Source organism: Lutispora thermophila DSM 19022 (assembly GCF_900142105.1).
Classification (GTDB): Bacteria; Bacillota; Clostridia; order Lutisporales; family Lutisporaceae; genus Lutispora; species Lutispora thermophila.
On the sequence record NZ_FQZS01000030.1, the window covers coordinates 15655 to 30634 of the forward strand.

Consider the following 14980-nt stretch of genomic DNA (forward strand, 5'->3'; position numbering starts at 1 on the left):
TCTATAGTTGTGATGCAAAAACAAGGTGTCAGCTATAAATCTGACACCCTGTTTCATCATTTAAATAAACCATTCAATTCTATTTTCATTATTTATAAAGTGGTACTGCACCTGTAATAGCTGCCATGGCAATAAAGATAACGAATATACCTATGGCCCATTTAGCAGATTCTTTCTGCCATTCTCCCATATCTAAGCCAGTTAAGTTCAATAACAGGTAGATAAAAGCTACCAATGGACTTAATAAGTGGAATGCCTGCCCCAACAATGAAGCTATACCAATTTCCAATGCTGTATAACCATATTTAAATCCAGCCTCTGCAAATACAGGCAACACTCCATAATAGAAAGCATCATTGGACAGGAAGAAAGTTCCTGGTGCAGAAACTATAGCAGTAATGAGTCCCCAGAATCGTCCAAAACTTTCTGGCATAAAGGTAATCAAGCTGTTAGCTAGAGCATCAGACATACCGGAGTTAGTAAATAGTCCCATAAATATTCCAGCACCTATAACAAGAATTACTACCTGTAGAGCATCTCCGGCATTATCTTGTATGCGTGCCTTTTGCTCGCTGATTTTTTTATAATTGATTAGTAAAGCTAAAGTTGTTGCCAATAAGAAAAGGAATACGGACGGGAAAGTACCCATAACCAACATAACAATGGTACCAATTGTTAATATTGCATTTACCCAAATCAAATTTGGCCGTTTCAATGCTTCCTCTTCAGGTGACGCCACAGCCATCAATGCATCTAAGTCTGCGTCGGTTAACTTTTGAACTCCAACCCTTTTGCGCTCTTTAAATCCTAAATAAACAGCAACACCCAACATATAAATTATTGCAACTATCATACCAGGAATTAATGCAACAAGTATTTCCTGTTCTCCAACTCCTTCGAGGACAGAAATAACACGAGCTGTAGGACCACCCCATGGTAATAGGTTCATGATGGTATTCATCAGAATGAGCAATACACCTAAATTCATGATTTTTAAGTTAAGCTTTTTATAGATGGGAAGGAAAGCGGTACAAACAATCAGTGTAGTAGTTGTTCCGTCACCATTTAGTGAAACCATTGCAGCTACCACTGCTGTTCCAACCAATACCTTCAATGGATCTCCCTTGGCCAATTTTATGATAAACTTTGTCAAAGGATCAAAGAGACCTGCATTTAACATGATAGAAAAGAACAATATGGCAAATAATAGCATAATTGCAGTAGTAGAAGTTTTTTGAAGTCCTTGTACAGTCCAATCTCCTACAATTTTAATTTGATCCCACAGACTTACCTCGGCCACCGGAATTTCATTCAGCTTCGCTACTTGTTCCTTGTAAAGACCTGCAAAAGCTCCAAATATAGTAAACACCAATGGGACTATCACCAAAGCAGTAAAAGGTTGAAGTATCTTCTTCATTACTAAAATCATAAATACAATAATCATTGCCCACGCAAGAATTGTAATCATCTTTTTTCCCCCTTTTGAAGATATAACTTATCTTGTTTGTTACATAATTACCTGCACATATTGTACGGGTACATCATAAAATGGATCTTTTCTTTTTTGCAGAAAAGGTTTCGCCAAGGTGGGAAACAGGGCGTACATTAGTATGTCCTCAGTTGAAGATGCCAAATCTCCCAATTCTTCTTTCAAGCTTTCCATGGCCGATGGAATGAGATCTGCCGGGCGCTGGGTCACTACAGGCTCATTACCAATTATTTTCTTTCTTATGCTCTCAGAAATCGGCACTGGACTTTTCCCATAAAGTCCTTTGACATAATCCTTAATTTCTTTGGGAATCAGTTTATACCGCTCCCCGCTTATTACATTCATTACTGCCTGGGTTCCTACCATTTGGGACATTGGGGTTACCAGAGGAGGATAGCCAAGTTCTGCTCGAACTCTAGGCACTTCTTGAAGCACCTCATGAAACCTTTTTTCTTGCTTTGCCTCTTTTAATTGAGAAAGCAAATTGGACAACATGCCCCCTGGAACTTGGTATAACAAGGTATTGGGGTCAATATCCATTACCTTTGGATTCAATAATCCTTGTTGTCGGAAATTCTCTTTCAATGGTCTGAAATATTCAGCAACTTCCTTTAGTTTTTCCATGTCCAGCCCTGTGTCATACCCCATTTCTTGAAGTACTATGGCAATAGATTCTGTTGAAGGCTGACTCGTGCCGCCTGCCAGAGGTGAAATGGCTGTGTCTATAATATCTGCTCCTGCCTGTACTGCCATCAGATAGGTCATTTCAGCAATACCACTGGTAGCATGGGTATGAACCTCCACAGGTATCTGGATGTTCTCCTTCAATGATTTCACCAACCGATATGCCATCTCTGGAGTCAATATCCCTGCCATATCCTTTATGGCCAGAGAATCTGCTCCCATACCTTCCAACTCTTTTGCCAGGCTGGTATAGTAAGGAATGGTATGAACCTCGGAAATGGTGTAACAGATGCATGCTTGACAATGGCCACCATATTTTTTTATGGCATTCATTGAGGTAGTCAAATTAGCCACATCATTCAAAGCATCAAAAACCCTCACCACATCAATGCCGTTTTCTATTGATTTTTGAATAAAGCTTTCCACCACATCATCAGGGTAATGCTTATAGCCCAATAGATTTTGTCCCCTCAGAAGCATTTGCAGCTTAGTATGCTTTACATGACTTCTTATTATCCTCAGCCTTTCCCAAGGATCCTCATTGAGATATCGGAGACAAGCATCAAAAGTAGCTCCACCCCACACCTCCAATGCATGATATCCTCCTTGATCCATTACCCGAAGAATGGGTACCATCTGAGCTGTTGTCATTCTTGTTGCAATCAAACTTTGGTGAGCATCTCGAAGAGTTGTATCTACAAACTTCACCTTTTTTCCCATGGATAACCTCCTTTCATTGCTATAACTTAACACTGACTTCATCATTTGTATCATAATTCTTCTGTCTAATTACAAATTGTCTGAGGTATGCAGCAAAATCTCCTTGATCTTATCTTGAAGCGTGGTAACGCTGTGCACCCTTCTGGCAGCGCATACCTTAGCCTCTTGATCACAAATCAAGCACTTTCGGTTTGGATAATTCAACTCTGATCTGCTGACACCCTGAAGGATTCCTTCCTTACGATAAAAAATATCCACATCCAGTAATCTCCCCCAGGACTGCTCTTCCAATTGGATTGACTGTAACTTCACAGAAAAGGCATCGGCTGAAACCAAGATAAATCCCTCTGGACCCGTTTTGAGATTCAAGACTTTCTTGTATAAAACTTTACATCCTTTTTCAGAAAGCCTATTCTCCATTTCCATCATCCCATGTTGGAACAATGAGAAAATCATATCATTGTTCTTTATTGGTCCTGGAATGTTGCATTTTATAGAAAGGGCCGTGGCCTCAGGATAGCGTTCCAATAAGGTAGCAAGCAACTTTACCCGCTGTTCCCTGTTATGGAGCACCTCCTGAAGGCTAGGAACCGATCCGTTCTGAAACATTTCTTCAATTGCTTGTTTATTCTTTAATTTTTCTGACCACATCGATGATGCTTCCATCTCGATACTCAACTAAAGCCACCACCTGATCCTCATATTCAATTGGGTCCGGTGTTCCTGCAATTTTATAAGCCTTTTCCTTCAGTTCTTCAATGGTAAACTGTGGTATTCCTGAATCCTTCAATGCATCTATCAAATCTTGTCTTCTTGGGTTTATGGCAATACCGATTTCAGTCACCACTACATCTATTCCTTCTCCTGGAGTAATAACTGTGTTTACTTTTTCCACAATGGTTGGAATCCTGCCACGAACTAAAGGAGTTAATATCATGCTCAGCTTAGCACCGGCCGCTGTGTCACAATGTCCTCCAGAAGCTCCTCTGATAGCGCCGTCAGAGCCGGTAAGCACATTGACATTAAAGTCTGTATCCACTTCCAGAGCTGAAAGCACAACCACATCAAGATTATTGACTGCTGCACCTTTGTTGCCTGGATTTGCATAGAAAGAAGCACTGATTTCATAGTGATTTTCATTTCTTGCCAAAGACTCTGCCGCACCACGGTCAAAGCTTTGGGTATCGATTATTTTTTCTGCCAGACCCTCTTCCAGCATCTCTACCATATTGCTGGTTATTCCTCCAAGGATAAACCCTGCCTTAATGCCTCGTTCTCTCATTTCCTCTGCTAAGAATCTTGCAACCGCTAATGTAGAACCTCCTGAACCAGATTGGAACGAAAAGCCGTTTTTGAAATAAGGTGAGTTTACAATTACTTTGCTGCCAATTTCTGCAATCAAAAGTTCCTTAGGATTGGAAGTAAAACGTGTGGCTCCTTTGGCAATTCCATTTGGATCTCCGATGGCATCCACTTTTACCACGTAATCTACCAAGTTTTGGGGTATGCTAATGGGAGTATTGGGATAAGGTACTAAGTTATCTGTAATGAGTACCACCTTGTCAGCATATTCAGCATCCACCTTGGCATAACCAAGAGAACCGCATATAGCATTACCATGAGAACCATTGGCATTACCGTATTCATCAGCGCTTGGAACTCCAAGGAATGCTACATCTATATGCAATGCACCTGTTTCTATGGCACGGGCCCTGCCGCCATGGGAACGTATTATGACAGGATTTTTCATGATTCCTTGAGAAATTGCCAATCCCACCTTATCACGCAAACCACTGCTTGTAATTCCAGTCACCACACCATTTTTTATATGCTCAATCAATGGCTCATGAACATTGGCAATGGAACTGGGAGCCAAATAAAGATTTTTTATTCCCATCTTGGCAATTTCATCCATAACCATATTCAAGACGTAATCTCCCTCACGGAAATGATGGTGAAAGGAAATGGTCATACCGTCCTTAAGCCCACACTTTTCAATTGCCTCACGAATAGAACCTACTAGCTTGCTTTCCCCAGGATGTACCGGAGTAACTTTTCCGGAAGCTCGTTGATAAGATGTCTTCTTTGCATATTGCCCTTCAAATACACCATACTTTTCTGCATACTCCTGAGGAATATCTCTACCTACCGTATTTTTCATCTATTTCCCTCCTGCTCCTTTTACAATATCTCGTTTGAAACTAGTTCTCCGGGATTTTGATCCCTGCTGCTTTAGCTAAGGCCAGGATTCGTTCAGCCCTCTCAACTATAGGCTTGTCAATCATTTTACCGTTCAATGCAATGACCCCTGAGCCTCTCCTATTGGCTTCCTCAATGGCATGGATTACATCCAAGGCATTGCTGATTTCCTTTTCTGTTGGAGTATATACTTTGTTGACCACAGGAATCTGTCTTGGGTTAATTACAGATTTACCATCAAAGCCCAATTGCTTAATAAATTCTGTTTCCTTTCTCAATGTTTCCATATCATTCACATCAGAAAATACTGTATCCAACGCGGCAATACCGGCTGCTCTGGCTGCATGGACTATCATGGACCTGGCAAAGAATATTTCTTCACTGTTTCTATCTGAATATCTTCGTGTTTTCATTGCGGTAACATAATCCTCTGATCCCAGAGCAATACCAATAAGACGTTTGCTTGATTGAGCAATTGAAAGGGCATTTAGGACCCCCATGGGATCTTCAATAGCTGCCAGCATCTTTGTGGATCCAACTTCTCTTCCACACTTTTTCTCGGCTTCTAAAATTACTGACTCTGCATCCAACACATCCTGGGCACAGGTGGTTTTGGGCAGACGAATGCAATCAATACCAGCTCTTACCATGGCATGAATATCTTCTACCCCACCTGCATCCAGTGAATTGATTCTTACCACAGTTTCTGTGGATGAGTAATCAAAAGTTTTCAATGCCTGGTAGAGCAAAAATCTTGAGGTATCCTTTTCTCTTAAGGAGATAGAATCCTCCAAGTCAAACATAATTGAATCAGCACCATAAAGTATTGCGTCCCTCAACATGCCAGGATTGCTTGCGGGTACAAACATCATGGTTCTTCTTAAACGTTCCATGAATCAATCTCCTCCCAGTCATACTTTTCAGTTATTCCTGCAGCTCTATGAACGGCTGCAATGGTTCTAGCAACTATTGTGCAATCCAGTGCTCCTTTATCCACCACTATAAGCTTCGCATCGGTAATACCCATTTTTTTCAGCGTCTTTTCAATGGTGGCCCTGATTTGTCTGCCATATTGCTTTTCTACATCGCTTTTCAAGCTGATTTCGATACCGGCTCCAGGATTCTGGTCGATAATAATCTGAATATCTGAAGATTCTAAAGTACCAGCAATCCCTTGACCTTTGATTTCATATTTTCCCATGTTATCTCCCCTCCTGTCTTAGTCTCTCCTGAATCTGCCTTCCTGCCGGTGACTTGATAAATCGAAGGGTTCCTTCCGGCACCAGTGATTCCAATTCATCGATTTTTCCTTCTGCCATTAAAGCTCGAACCCTTGTAGCACTTATCACCTGTTCTCCAACAGTTTTTCTTTGAATGACTATTAACTCCAAGCTGCCTTGAAAGATTTCTGCCATGGCTTTGTTGTATATATTAGTTGCAAAGGAAAAAGGTTCTTCTCCTACATACCTTCTGGTGATTCCCAAAGCAGGAGCAATGTATTCTTTGAAAATAACTGCATCCAATTGGGCCTGTACTTTAGTGACATCTTCATCCTCCTTTAAAAAATAGGAAGGAAAAGTTTTGGCTGAAACCATGTAATCCCCGGTTTCATGAACATAGACATTTTTCAAATGACTGGTTCCTTCTCTTACCAGTTGAAGTCTTGCAGCAGCAGGAAAGGCAGATAAGTCTTCCGTTAATACAAACAAATGCACAATATCATTTTCCCTTGCAGCAGTTTCAACCAAATGCTGATGTCCCTTTGTAAAGGGATTAGCATTCATCACAATGCCAGCAATAGTGTCTCCCGTTATTTTACATTCCTTCAATCGCTTAAGATAAGCTTCAAATCCATTGATGGCCTTTTCTCCAAAGACCAACTTTCCTTCCACACGAGCAATTTCCTTAAATCCCAGATGGAAAAATGAACTGACCGCTTCAGGTTTTGTATACACATAGCAGGATTGATACCCCTGTGAAAAAACCGTATCCATTAGATGAGAAATTAAGCTATTGATGACTCCAGTTCCTTGATAGGCTGGATCCACTGCCACACACTTTATAATGTTTCCATATAGTGAGCCCGTCGCCAATAGTTCTCCTTCTTCATACACACCTACGGTATAATCAATGTTCTCCTCATGGTGAATCCCACAGGTCATCAATATTTCTTTCCATGCTTCTTTTTGCTGAAGATTTTTATCAATCCACATCCTCTTGATTTCCCAACTCATTTTTCTCCCCTGCTTTCTAATAACTGTTAACTTATTTCATTTCAGGAAACAGCTTTTGCAATAAAACACTTGCCAGATAAATGGTAAACAGCACAGCGAAGATTCCTCCCATGCCTTTTACCATAACACCCAATGCCTGGGGGAGTAATTCTGCGGTAAACTGTATCTCCATCAAAGCACCCCCTATTTAAACATTGCCAAGATGAGTCCGCCTGCGATGACAGAAGCAATTTGTCCAGCAACATTGGCGCCGACGGCATAATTGAGTACAAAGTTTTGCTTGTCTGCTTCTGTAGCCAGTTTTTGAATAACCCTGGCCGACATTGGAAAAGCAGAAATTCCTGCTGCTCCAATCATTGGGTTAATTTTCTCTTTTCTAAACAGATTTATGAACTTCGCGAATAACACGCCTCCAATGCTATCCATAATGAAAGCCAATAATCCGAAGGCAATTATAATAACTGTCTGAATATTTAAGAATTGATCTGCAGTCATTTTTACAGAGATGGTAAATCCCAAAAGAATAGATACCAGATTTACCAACTCGTTTTGAGCCGTCTTACTTAAACGGTCCAACACACCACATTCCCTTAAAATGTTACCAAACATTAGAAAGCCCACTAACGGTAAGGAAGCAGGAGCAATCAACCCTGCAATAATGCAGATAACTACAGGAAATAACAGTTTGGTAGTTTTGGATACACCTGAAGCTTTATAGGTCATTCGAATTGCTCGTTCTTTTTTCGTGGTTACAGCTTTTATTGCCAGTGGTTGAATAATTGGCACCAGTGCCATGTATGAGTAAGCGGCCACCGTAATGGGTCCTAACAAATTGGAAGCCAATTCATTGGCAACAAATATGGCAGTAGGTCCGTCAGCTGCACCAATGATACCTATAGAAGCAGCTTCCTGCATGTTGAAACCAAATAGAGTGGCTACTGCCAAGGTGAAAAATATTCCAAATTGAGCGGCTGCGCCAAATAAAAGCATAAATGGATTTTGAAGGAGAGGACCGAAGTCAATCATTGCTCCAATCCCAATGAAAATCAGTAATGGAAATAATTCAGTACTTATTCCAGCATCAAAGAGGATATTCAGTACTCCTTTTTCTCCTCCCACTACCTGAGTGACCATGGCTGATCCAGGAAAATTCACCAGAATTGCTCCCAAACCCATGGGCACTAAAAGGGTTGGCTCATATTCTTTTTTAATCCCTAGATACATCAATAGAGCCCCAATACAAATCATAATAATCTGGCCCAAGGTGATGCTTTTTATTCCTTCCAATAGTATTTCCACTGTTTTTATCTCCTTTAAACGATTGTTATCATAGGTTGTCCAACATCAATGGCGGAACCGCTGGTTACATGAATTGCAGCGATAGTTCCAGATTTTGGCGCAACTATTTCATTTTCCATTTTCATAGCTTCTAAGATTACTAAACTTTGCTCTATTTCTACTCGATCTCCGACTTTCACCATAACCTGTAAAATGGTTCCTGGCATTGGTGCCTCTACCACAACGCCTTCTCCTTGTTTAACAGATTGAGATTTTTCCTGAGGCTTTGGTGTCAGAGTAGCAACTGGTATGTTTTTGGGAGACGATTGTGGTACCGGTTGACTGACAGGAATCTGGACTGGCTCTTGAGGAGCCCCTATTTCCTCCATTTTCACAATATAATCTTTTCCATTGATATTAATGTTGAATCTTCTAAGCATAGGACACCTCTTTATCATCATTAGTTTTTATGACTTCTTCAACACTGATCAGCTTAAAGGCAGCATTGGGATAATCTTTAGCGGCAATTGCCGCAGCAATTACTACCGCAGCTTCTTTGTCTTCATCTATGCCAATCACGGACTTAATGCGGAATTGAGAAAAAGGTCTGTCCCCAGCCATGATGGCTGATGCTATTAACGAGACAATCTCCCTTTCCTCATCTGTAATTGTCCGTGTCAGCCCTACCCTAACACATTCATCTTCTTCATCTTCTGTAACTTGAACTTCATGGGGTAGTATTTCCTTTAACGCTGTTTCTGTCTTCTGTTCGATATGTTTGTTTGCTGAAAAAAAACGACGGAAAAAGCTCATGGACTTCCTCCCTCTCCTTATTTTTAAGGCTTATCCTTTATCATTACTTCAAGGCCTTGAGGTGATCACAATTCCCTAACATAATTCCTTGGATAGCCATCCTGACAGTAATAATTTTGCATTACTTCGAAGATTTATGCATATTCTCATTATAATAGGTTGATTCTGCAAAAAGTTGTTTTTTTGGTGTCCCTAATGTTTTTTTGGTGTTGCCGTTGTTTTTTATATGTCTCTATTGTTTTTTTGGTGTTTCTATTGTTTTTTTGATGTATTTTACCATGCTTCAAAAGGTAAAAACTCGAATAAATAGCTAGAATTTCTTAAAAAATATGATTAATCACTTCAAATCCCTTGAAATTGACAATATATCGGGTATTTTTTATAATTATGCTAAAGGTGGTGCTAGCATGAACGAGTATTTGGAACAATTATCCAAACTAATTGATTTAAGCCAGAATAGACCTCTTAATGAAATCGTATATGAAGGACTTCGAAAAGCAATTATCGGTGGAATAATTCCTGCTGGAGAGAGAATCAATGAAAAGGTTTACTCAGATTACATGAATATTAGCAGAACTCCCATTAGAAATGCCATCGATAAGTTAAAACATGAAGGAATCATTGAGCATATTCCTAATTATGGAGTTGTAGTTAAAAGAGTCTCCGTAGCTGATGCAGAAGAGATCTATAAAATCAGAACTGCTTTAGATATACTGGCATCTACCACTGCTATGCATCAAATGACAGAGGAGAATTTTAGAGAAATGGAAGAATTGTTGAATAAAACCAAGCTTGCTAACGATAATGGTGAAGTAAAAGAAGTCATTCAATACTTTTCTTCCTTTAACTCCATGATCTATCGCTTTGCAAGAATGCCAAAGCTAGAGATTATTACAGACCGCTTACAGCAATATCTCTCCAGATTTAGGAAAATTTCCTTGTATGACGATGAACGGCGAAGCAAAGCTATAGAAGAACATTTTAAAATATATAAATATTTGAAAACAAAAGATGAGAACCTGCTAGCTGCCGTTATTCGTGACCATCTAAATGCCTCTAAAGAATTTATCATTAAAGAGATCATACGCTATGAAGCAGAGCGTAAGGATCTAATCTCAGATATTTATGAGAAAACCCACTGATCTCCTAAGGCTTATTTCTCAATTAGGCGTAGAGGCTTTAATTGAGGAAGCGAACCTATCTCCTAAACCTGGTTTGGTAGATGCCTTTGATCAAGGAGCCCACCGGGATATGGATATTAATCTATTAATCACTAGTGCACGCGCTTTATATGATGGATTCTATTCCTATCTTTGTTGTGGATATAATTATCAGGGTGAATTAGATCATCTCTTTGATAAAATTAGAACTATAGGCGTGGACAATGAGGCGGCTATGTATAGAGCTACTCATCATATTAACACCCATAAAGGAGCTAATTTCTCTTTTGCCCTTGTACTTGGTGCTCTGGGTTTCTTGCTATCCCAGCAAGAGGAAACATCTCTGCCATTGACCAAAAAAATTATCACATCAATATTTGAAATTGTAAAAGCCATGGCAAAAAATCTAATTAAAAAGGACTTCAAAGATTTGCATCTCAAAGCCAACCTAAGCTATGGTGAAAAACTTTATCTTCATCATAAGTTTGGCGGTATTCGTCAAGAAGCTGAAGCTGGTTACCCAATAATCACGCATATTGCCCTACCCAAGCTCATTGCGTTCTTTGAGGCAGGAATATCCAAAGATAGGACCTATACAGAAGTACTATTTTCTATTATGTCTGTGGCTGACGATTCCAACATCGTCCATCGTGGAGGTTTTGAATCTCTAGCCTATGTAAAAGAAACAGCCAGGAGTTTTCTCAAGGAAGGCGGCGCACTTCAACCAGATTACAAAAAAAAAGTTGAAGCTCTTAATGAAGATTTTAAGAAACGAAATTTGAGCCCGGGAGGCAGTGCAGATCTTCTGGCTCTGACAATATTTTTAGGAAAACTGATGGGTTGTTATCATGAATACTAACTTTGCAATGTGGTTACCAAATTGATGGAAACCACATTTTATTATGTATGAAAACTATTTTTTTCTTCATTCATTATTCCAAATACCAACCAACCATACATCTATCATAAAGAATGGATTCATGTCAAATAGAAAAACGGAAAGTTCTCTTTACCATTATATTATGACCACATATTTGAAAAATACTCCAATACATATTAATATCATTGTAGCATCAATACTTCTAAAATAGGTAACAGTGAAATAGTAATCTTAATGTTGCTATAAGAAAAGCTGTTATATTCTATAACGACTTGAAATATAATAATTTACTTGAATAGTTAAGTAAATCATTATAAAATTGTTAGTATTGCTATATATTAACATTTTTCTGCACTGTTTTTTCAATCCTCGTAGCAAAAAGGAGAAATAAAATGAAAAACTGGTTTGCAATTGATCAGATTGACATAAATACATACATAATCAGTGAATACTGCTATTGAGAAGAAACACATTGTTATCTGCTTTTGGGCAATGAAAGATGCTTGCTCATTGACACTGGCCTTGGCATTTGCAACATTTCCCAAGAAATAAAGAAGCTGACGGATAAGTCAGTCACCGCTGTAGCGACACATATACATTGGGATCATATAGGTGGACACGAATACTATCCAAATTTCTATGCACTGAGGCAGAACTCAACTGGTTGAAGGGTAAATTCCCGATGACAATAGATACTATCTGATATATGATCACAGATAGCTGTAATTTGCCAGAAGGATATGATGTTAACACATATAAGCTTTTTCAGGGGATTCCAACGCGGATACTGCAAGATGGTGATACCATTGATCTTGGTGGGCGTATAATTACGATACTGCATACACCGGGACACTCTCCAGGACATATGTGTTTTTGGAACCCTCAAGATGGATACCTGTTTACAGGCGCTCTTGTATACAAAGGTACCCTGTTTGCATGCTATCCGTCCACTGATCCGGAAGCATATCTCTCATCACTTGAAAAGATTTCAGCGTTGCCTGTGAAAAAAGTGTTTCCTACTCATCATATTTGGATATTCAGCCAGAAATTATAATCCATATCTAGATGCTCTCAGGCAACTGAAAGCTAATGGCGATCTACATCATGGCAGCGTTACTTTTGATTACGGCGACTGGTCTATTTGTCTGTAAGTTACGAATTATTGCAATCCGTTCTCTCTACAAATTGGATTCATACTTAACTGGCTAATACCCATAACAAGTTAGGGCAGATATTCACAAGAATAACTGCCCTAACTATTAATATAGAACCAAAGTCCATTAATTTGCTTAACAATGCCTATGTTTTTACATTAATACTAATTGATAAATAACCTTTTCAAAGCTAAATTTTTAGAATAAAAGAAAAACTGCACTTATAACTAACCCGGAATAGATCAAATCTATCAAGCAATAACCCATAATATCTCTCGCACCTAATTTTGCTATTCCTAGTGCTGGAAGAGCCCAGAATGGCTGAATCATATTAGTCCATGCATCTCCCCAAGCAATAGCCATAGCAGTCTTAGCTGCAGGTACTCCAATATTTAAGCCTGCCGGCATCATAATAGGAGCCTGTACAGCCCATTGTCCACCACCTGAAGGTACAAAGAAGTTAACTAATCCAGCACTCCAGAACGTGAATATAGGGAATGTTTTTGGTGTAGATATAGCTACGAACATGTTTGACATTTGACCAGCTAATGATATGCCATCTGCATTTACACCAGTCATCATACCCATTATACCTGCATAGAATGGAAATTGTAGTATAATGCCACCAGTCCCTTTAGCAGCTTCTCCTAATGCATTTAAGAATCTTTTTGGTGTACCGTGAAGTATTATTCCTAGAGTCAAGAATATTAAGTTAACTATGTTTAAGTTTAAATCAAAACCTTTTGTACTAAAATGATAAACAATGTATGAAAGACCAAGCAACCCTACTATCATTGAAAAAACAGGGCTGTTTTCCATTTTTTCTGCTGGAGTCATGTTTTCTTTTGCAACAGCAGCTTCCTCTTCAACATCAGCTAATAGCCTTGGATCTACAGTAACAACCTTATCTGGAGTTGGATGCATTGCTTTATTTATTAATGGTAATGTAAGTAAAAGAATAGCTGATATAATTAAATTAAATGGTGCAAATATTGTTTGGGTTGTTGGTATTACTTCTGTAACTGCACCAGAAGTAACCTTTGCCAATTCATTTGCATCTGTAGCAAGTGAAAGCGGTATGGAACCTGATATTCCCCCATGCCATACTAAAAAGCCTGAGTAAGCAGCTGCTATTAAAAGTCTGTAGTCAACGCCTTTTACTTGTCTTGCTAACTCCCTAGCATATAATGCTCCGACAACTAGTCCAAAGCCCCAGTTAATCCAGCATGCAATACCAGAAACTAATGAAACCGCAAGTATTGCTTGTCCCGGAGTTTTACATAAGGATGCTAATTTAGAAAGTCCTTTTTTGATTATCGGTGCACTAGCTAGTGTGTGCCCCGTAACTAATACAAGGGCCATTTGCATAGAGAATAAAAGTAGACTCCAAAAACCGTTACCCCAATGCACTACCATCTGTAGTGGACTTTGACCTGTAACAATAATACCTAAGATGAAGACAAAAATAGTAAGAATTACAGCAAATAAGAACGGATCTGGAAGGTACTTCTGCACAAGTGCAACACAACCATTTGTAAGTTTTTTGAACATATTACCTCTCCTTTTTTTAAATTACAAATTTGAAATAAGATATCAATGAGATCATCATATTGAATGATACTAAGAATCTAATAGCGATATTCTTCTACAAATTTTAGAACAGCCAGAATATTATCAATAACTTAAATGCTTACTGATAATATAGGAGTCCAAATATCTACTACTTTTATGTCCTGTGAAATGATTATTTAGTTTTATTGTTGCAATTACACCTTCTACTGATAAAACCTCTTTTCTTGTTTTTGCAACTGTTTTTTCTAAGCTATTAACTAACTTCTCCTACCACTGTCAATGGATGAGTTCATTTTATTTACATTTTTTCTTGTCTTTAGCTGTATGTTCCACTGACCATATGGCTTTCTTTGTTCCAACTATTAGACTCATAACTCCTCCCATTCCAGAAATCATTTTACCAGCAATAAGTCAGTTTGCCAAGGTCCATTTTTAGTTTACATTAAGGTACCTAGCATTTTAATTCCAATGGCTTTTTCCAGTTTTCCTATAATTGCCTTCATTAATTCTCCTTTATTCAAATCACAACTACCCGTAAAACAGGTAGTTTGCTCTAAGGCTATAAGCCTCTGTTACCGGCCAGCGCCTAAAGACGCTGGCTTTCATTTCGTTCAATCCACTACGCCCTTGTCGCTTTTGCCGCCCCTTAAGGGACGACCGTATTACTTTCTACCCCTTAAAGGGGTCTTCATATTCCTTTACACTTAATTTGTCTACCATTATGTCATGCTTTTCTTGTTCTTGTATGTATTTCTTTATGGTTGCTTCATTTAACCCTACAGTACTTACATAGTAAC

The 14980-nt window shown here is 38.9% G+C and carries 14 protein-coding genes and 2 pseudogenes; 3 read left to right on the forward strand and 13 right to left on the reverse strand.

The annotated features are described in order from the left end of the window. Positions 1 to 88: 88 nt before the first annotated feature. From BUB48_RS15665 to BUB48_RS15710, 11 genes are all read right to left on the reverse strand, one after another. Entirely contained in the window at positions 89 to 1468 is a 1380-nt protein-coding gene (locus BUB48_RS15665; protein WP_073027501.1) for a CitMHS family transporter, read from the reverse strand. A 39-nt stretch (positions 1469 to 1507) separates the two neighbouring features. Beyond that, positions 1508 to 2893, reverse strand: a complete 1386-nt coding sequence (locus BUB48_RS15670; protein ID WP_073027502.1) for an oxaloacetate decarboxylase subunit alpha — start codon at positions 2891 to 2893, stop codon at positions 1508 to 1510. A gap of 69 nt (positions 2894 to 2962) precedes the next feature. After that, a complete protein-coding gene (gene citX, locus BUB48_RS15675) occupies positions 2963 to 3544 on the reverse strand; it encodes a citrate lyase holo-[acyl-carrier protein] synthase (protein ID WP_175548442.1) in 582 nt (193 codons plus the stop codon). Continuing rightward, positions 3519 to 5054 carry a citrate lyase subunit alpha gene (gene citF, locus BUB48_RS15680; RefSeq protein ID WP_073027503.1) on the reverse strand — a complete coding sequence of 512 codons (1536 nt, stop codon included), beginning with the start codon at positions 5052 to 5054 and terminating at the stop codon, positions 3519 to 3521. The genes citX and citF overlap by 26 nt, the downstream gene beginning before the upstream one ends. Positions 5055 to 5094: 40 nt before the next feature. Beyond that, on the reverse strand, positions 5095 to 5985 hold the full coding sequence (gene citE / locus BUB48_RS15685) for a citrate (pro-3S)-lyase subunit beta (RefSeq protein ID WP_073027504.1): 891 nt from the start codon (positions 5983 to 5985) through the stop codon (positions 5095 to 5097). After that, positions 5973 to 6293 (reverse strand): citrate lyase acyl carrier protein, encoded by a 321-nt coding sequence (gene citD, locus BUB48_RS15690; protein ID WP_073027505.1) that lies wholly within the window; start codon positions 6291 to 6293, stop codon positions 5973 to 5975. The genes citE and citD overlap by 13 nt, the downstream gene beginning before the upstream one ends. A gap of 1 nt (position 6294) precedes the next feature. Further along, on the reverse strand, positions 6295 to 7326 hold the full coding sequence (citC, locus tag BUB48_RS15695) for a [citrate (pro-3S)-lyase] ligase (RefSeq protein WP_073027506.1): 1032 nt from the start codon (positions 7324 to 7326) through the stop codon (positions 6295 to 6297). 31 nt (positions 7327 to 7357) lie between these two features. Beyond that, positions 7358 to 7498, reverse strand: a complete 141-nt coding sequence (locus BUB48_RS18175; RefSeq protein ID WP_175548443.1) for an OadG-related small transporter subunit — start codon at positions 7496 to 7498, stop codon at positions 7358 to 7360. Positions 7499 to 7509: 11 nt separating this feature from the next. Beyond that, positions 7510 to 8625: a sodium ion-translocating decarboxylase subunit beta gene (locus tag BUB48_RS15700; protein WP_073027507.1), complete on the reverse strand. Its 1116-nt coding sequence runs from the start codon at positions 8623 to 8625 to the stop codon at positions 7510 to 7512. Positions 8626 to 8639: 14 nt separating this feature from the next. Further along, positions 8640 to 9044 (reverse strand): biotin/lipoyl-containing protein, encoded by a 405-nt coding sequence (locus BUB48_RS15705; RefSeq protein WP_073027508.1) that lies wholly within the window; start codon positions 9042 to 9044, stop codon positions 8640 to 8642. Continuing rightward, positions 9037 to 9417 (reverse strand): hypothetical protein, encoded by a 381-nt coding sequence (locus tag BUB48_RS15710; RefSeq protein WP_073027509.1) that lies wholly within the window; start codon positions 9415 to 9417, stop codon positions 9037 to 9039. The genes BUB48_RS15705 and BUB48_RS15710 overlap by 8 nt, the downstream gene beginning before the upstream one ends. Before the next feature lie 407 nt (positions 9418 to 9824). Between BUB48_RS15710 and BUB48_RS15715 the strand changes: the two genes are divergently transcribed. The 3 genes and pseudogenes from BUB48_RS15715 to BUB48_RS19235 all read left to right on the forward strand — a co-directional run bounded on the left by BUB48_RS15715 (position 9825) and on the right by BUB48_RS19235 (position 12608). After that, complete coding sequence (locus BUB48_RS15715) at positions 9825 to 10559, forward strand: GntR family transcriptional regulator (protein WP_073027510.1); 735 nt, start codon at positions 9825 to 9827, stop codon at positions 10557 to 10559. Next, positions 10543 to 11436 carry a triphosphoribosyl-dephospho-CoA synthase CitG gene (citG, locus tag BUB48_RS15720; protein WP_073027511.1) on the forward strand — a complete coding sequence of 298 codons (894 nt, stop codon included), beginning with the start codon at positions 10543 to 10545 and terminating at the stop codon, positions 11434 to 11436. The genes BUB48_RS15715 and citG overlap by 17 nt, the downstream gene beginning before the upstream one ends. Positions 11437 to 11936: 500 nt before the next feature. Then, positions 11937 to 12608: pseudogene (locus BUB48_RS19235) on the forward strand (MBL fold metallo-hydrolase). A 201-nt stretch (positions 12609 to 12809) separates the two neighbouring features. Here the strand turns inward: BUB48_RS19235 and BUB48_RS15730 are convergent. Both BUB48_RS15730 and BUB48_RS15735 read right to left on the reverse strand, forming a co-directional pair. Then, on the reverse strand, positions 12810 to 14162 hold the full coding sequence (locus BUB48_RS15730; RefSeq protein WP_073027513.1) for a short-chain fatty acid transporter: 1353 nt from the start codon (positions 14160 to 14162) through the stop codon (positions 12810 to 12812). A 690-nt stretch (positions 14163 to 14852) separates the two neighbouring features. Then, positions 14853 to 14980: pseudogene (locus BUB48_RS15735) on the reverse strand (IS200/IS605 family transposase); the annotation flags it as partial.

What these genes read in the sequence shown, in the direction of transcription:
- citD (WP_073027505.1), bottom strand. Translation starts at nt 6,293, where the DNA reads ATGGGAAAATATGAAATCAAAGGTCAAGGGATTGCTGGTACTTTAGAA.
- BUB48_RS15730 (WP_073027513.1), bottom strand. Translation starts at nt 14,162, where the DNA reads ATGTTCAAAAAACTTACAAATGGTTGTGTTGCACTTGTGCAGAAGTAC.
- BUB48_RS15670 (WP_073027502.1), bottom strand. Translation starts at nt 2,893, where the DNA reads ATGGGAAAAAAGGTGAAGTTTGTAGATACAACTCTTCGAGATGCTCAC.
- citF (WP_073027503.1), bottom strand. Translation starts at nt 5,054, where the DNA reads ATGAAAAATACGGTAGGTAGAGATATTCCTCAGGAGTATGCAGAAAAG.
- BUB48_RS15710 (WP_073027509.1), bottom strand. Translation starts at nt 9,417, where the DNA reads ATGAGCTTTTTCCGTCGTTTTTTTTCAGCAAACAAACATATCGAACAG.
- BUB48_RS15705 (WP_073027508.1), bottom strand. Translation starts at nt 9,044, where the DNA reads ATGCTTAGAAGATTCAACATTAATATCAATGGAAAAGATTATATTGTG.
- BUB48_RS15715 (WP_073027510.1), top strand. Translation starts at nt 9,825, where the DNA reads ATGAACGAGTATTTGGAACAATTATCCAAACTAATTGATTTAAGCCAG.
- citX (WP_175548442.1), bottom strand. Translation starts at nt 3,544, where the DNA reads ATGTGGTCAGAAAAATTAAAGAATAAACAAGCAATTGAAGAAATGTTT.
- citC (WP_073027506.1), bottom strand. Translation starts at nt 7,326, where the DNA reads ATGAGTTGGGAAATCAAGAGGATGTGGATTGATAAAAATCTTCAGCAA.
- citG (WP_073027511.1), top strand. Translation starts at nt 10,543, where the DNA reads ATGAGAAAACCCACTGATCTCCTAAGGCTTATTTCTCAATTAGGCGTA.
- citE (WP_073027504.1), bottom strand. Translation starts at nt 5,985, where the DNA reads ATGGAACGTTTAAGAAGAACCATGATGTTTGTACCCGCAAGCAATCCT.
- BUB48_RS18175 (WP_175548443.1), bottom strand. Translation starts at nt 7,498, where the DNA reads ATGGAGATACAGTTTACCGCAGAATTACTCCCCCAGGCATTGGGTGTT.
- BUB48_RS15665 (WP_073027501.1), bottom strand. Translation starts at nt 1,468, where the DNA reads ATGATTACAATTCTTGCGTGGGCAATGATTATTGTATTTATGATTTTA.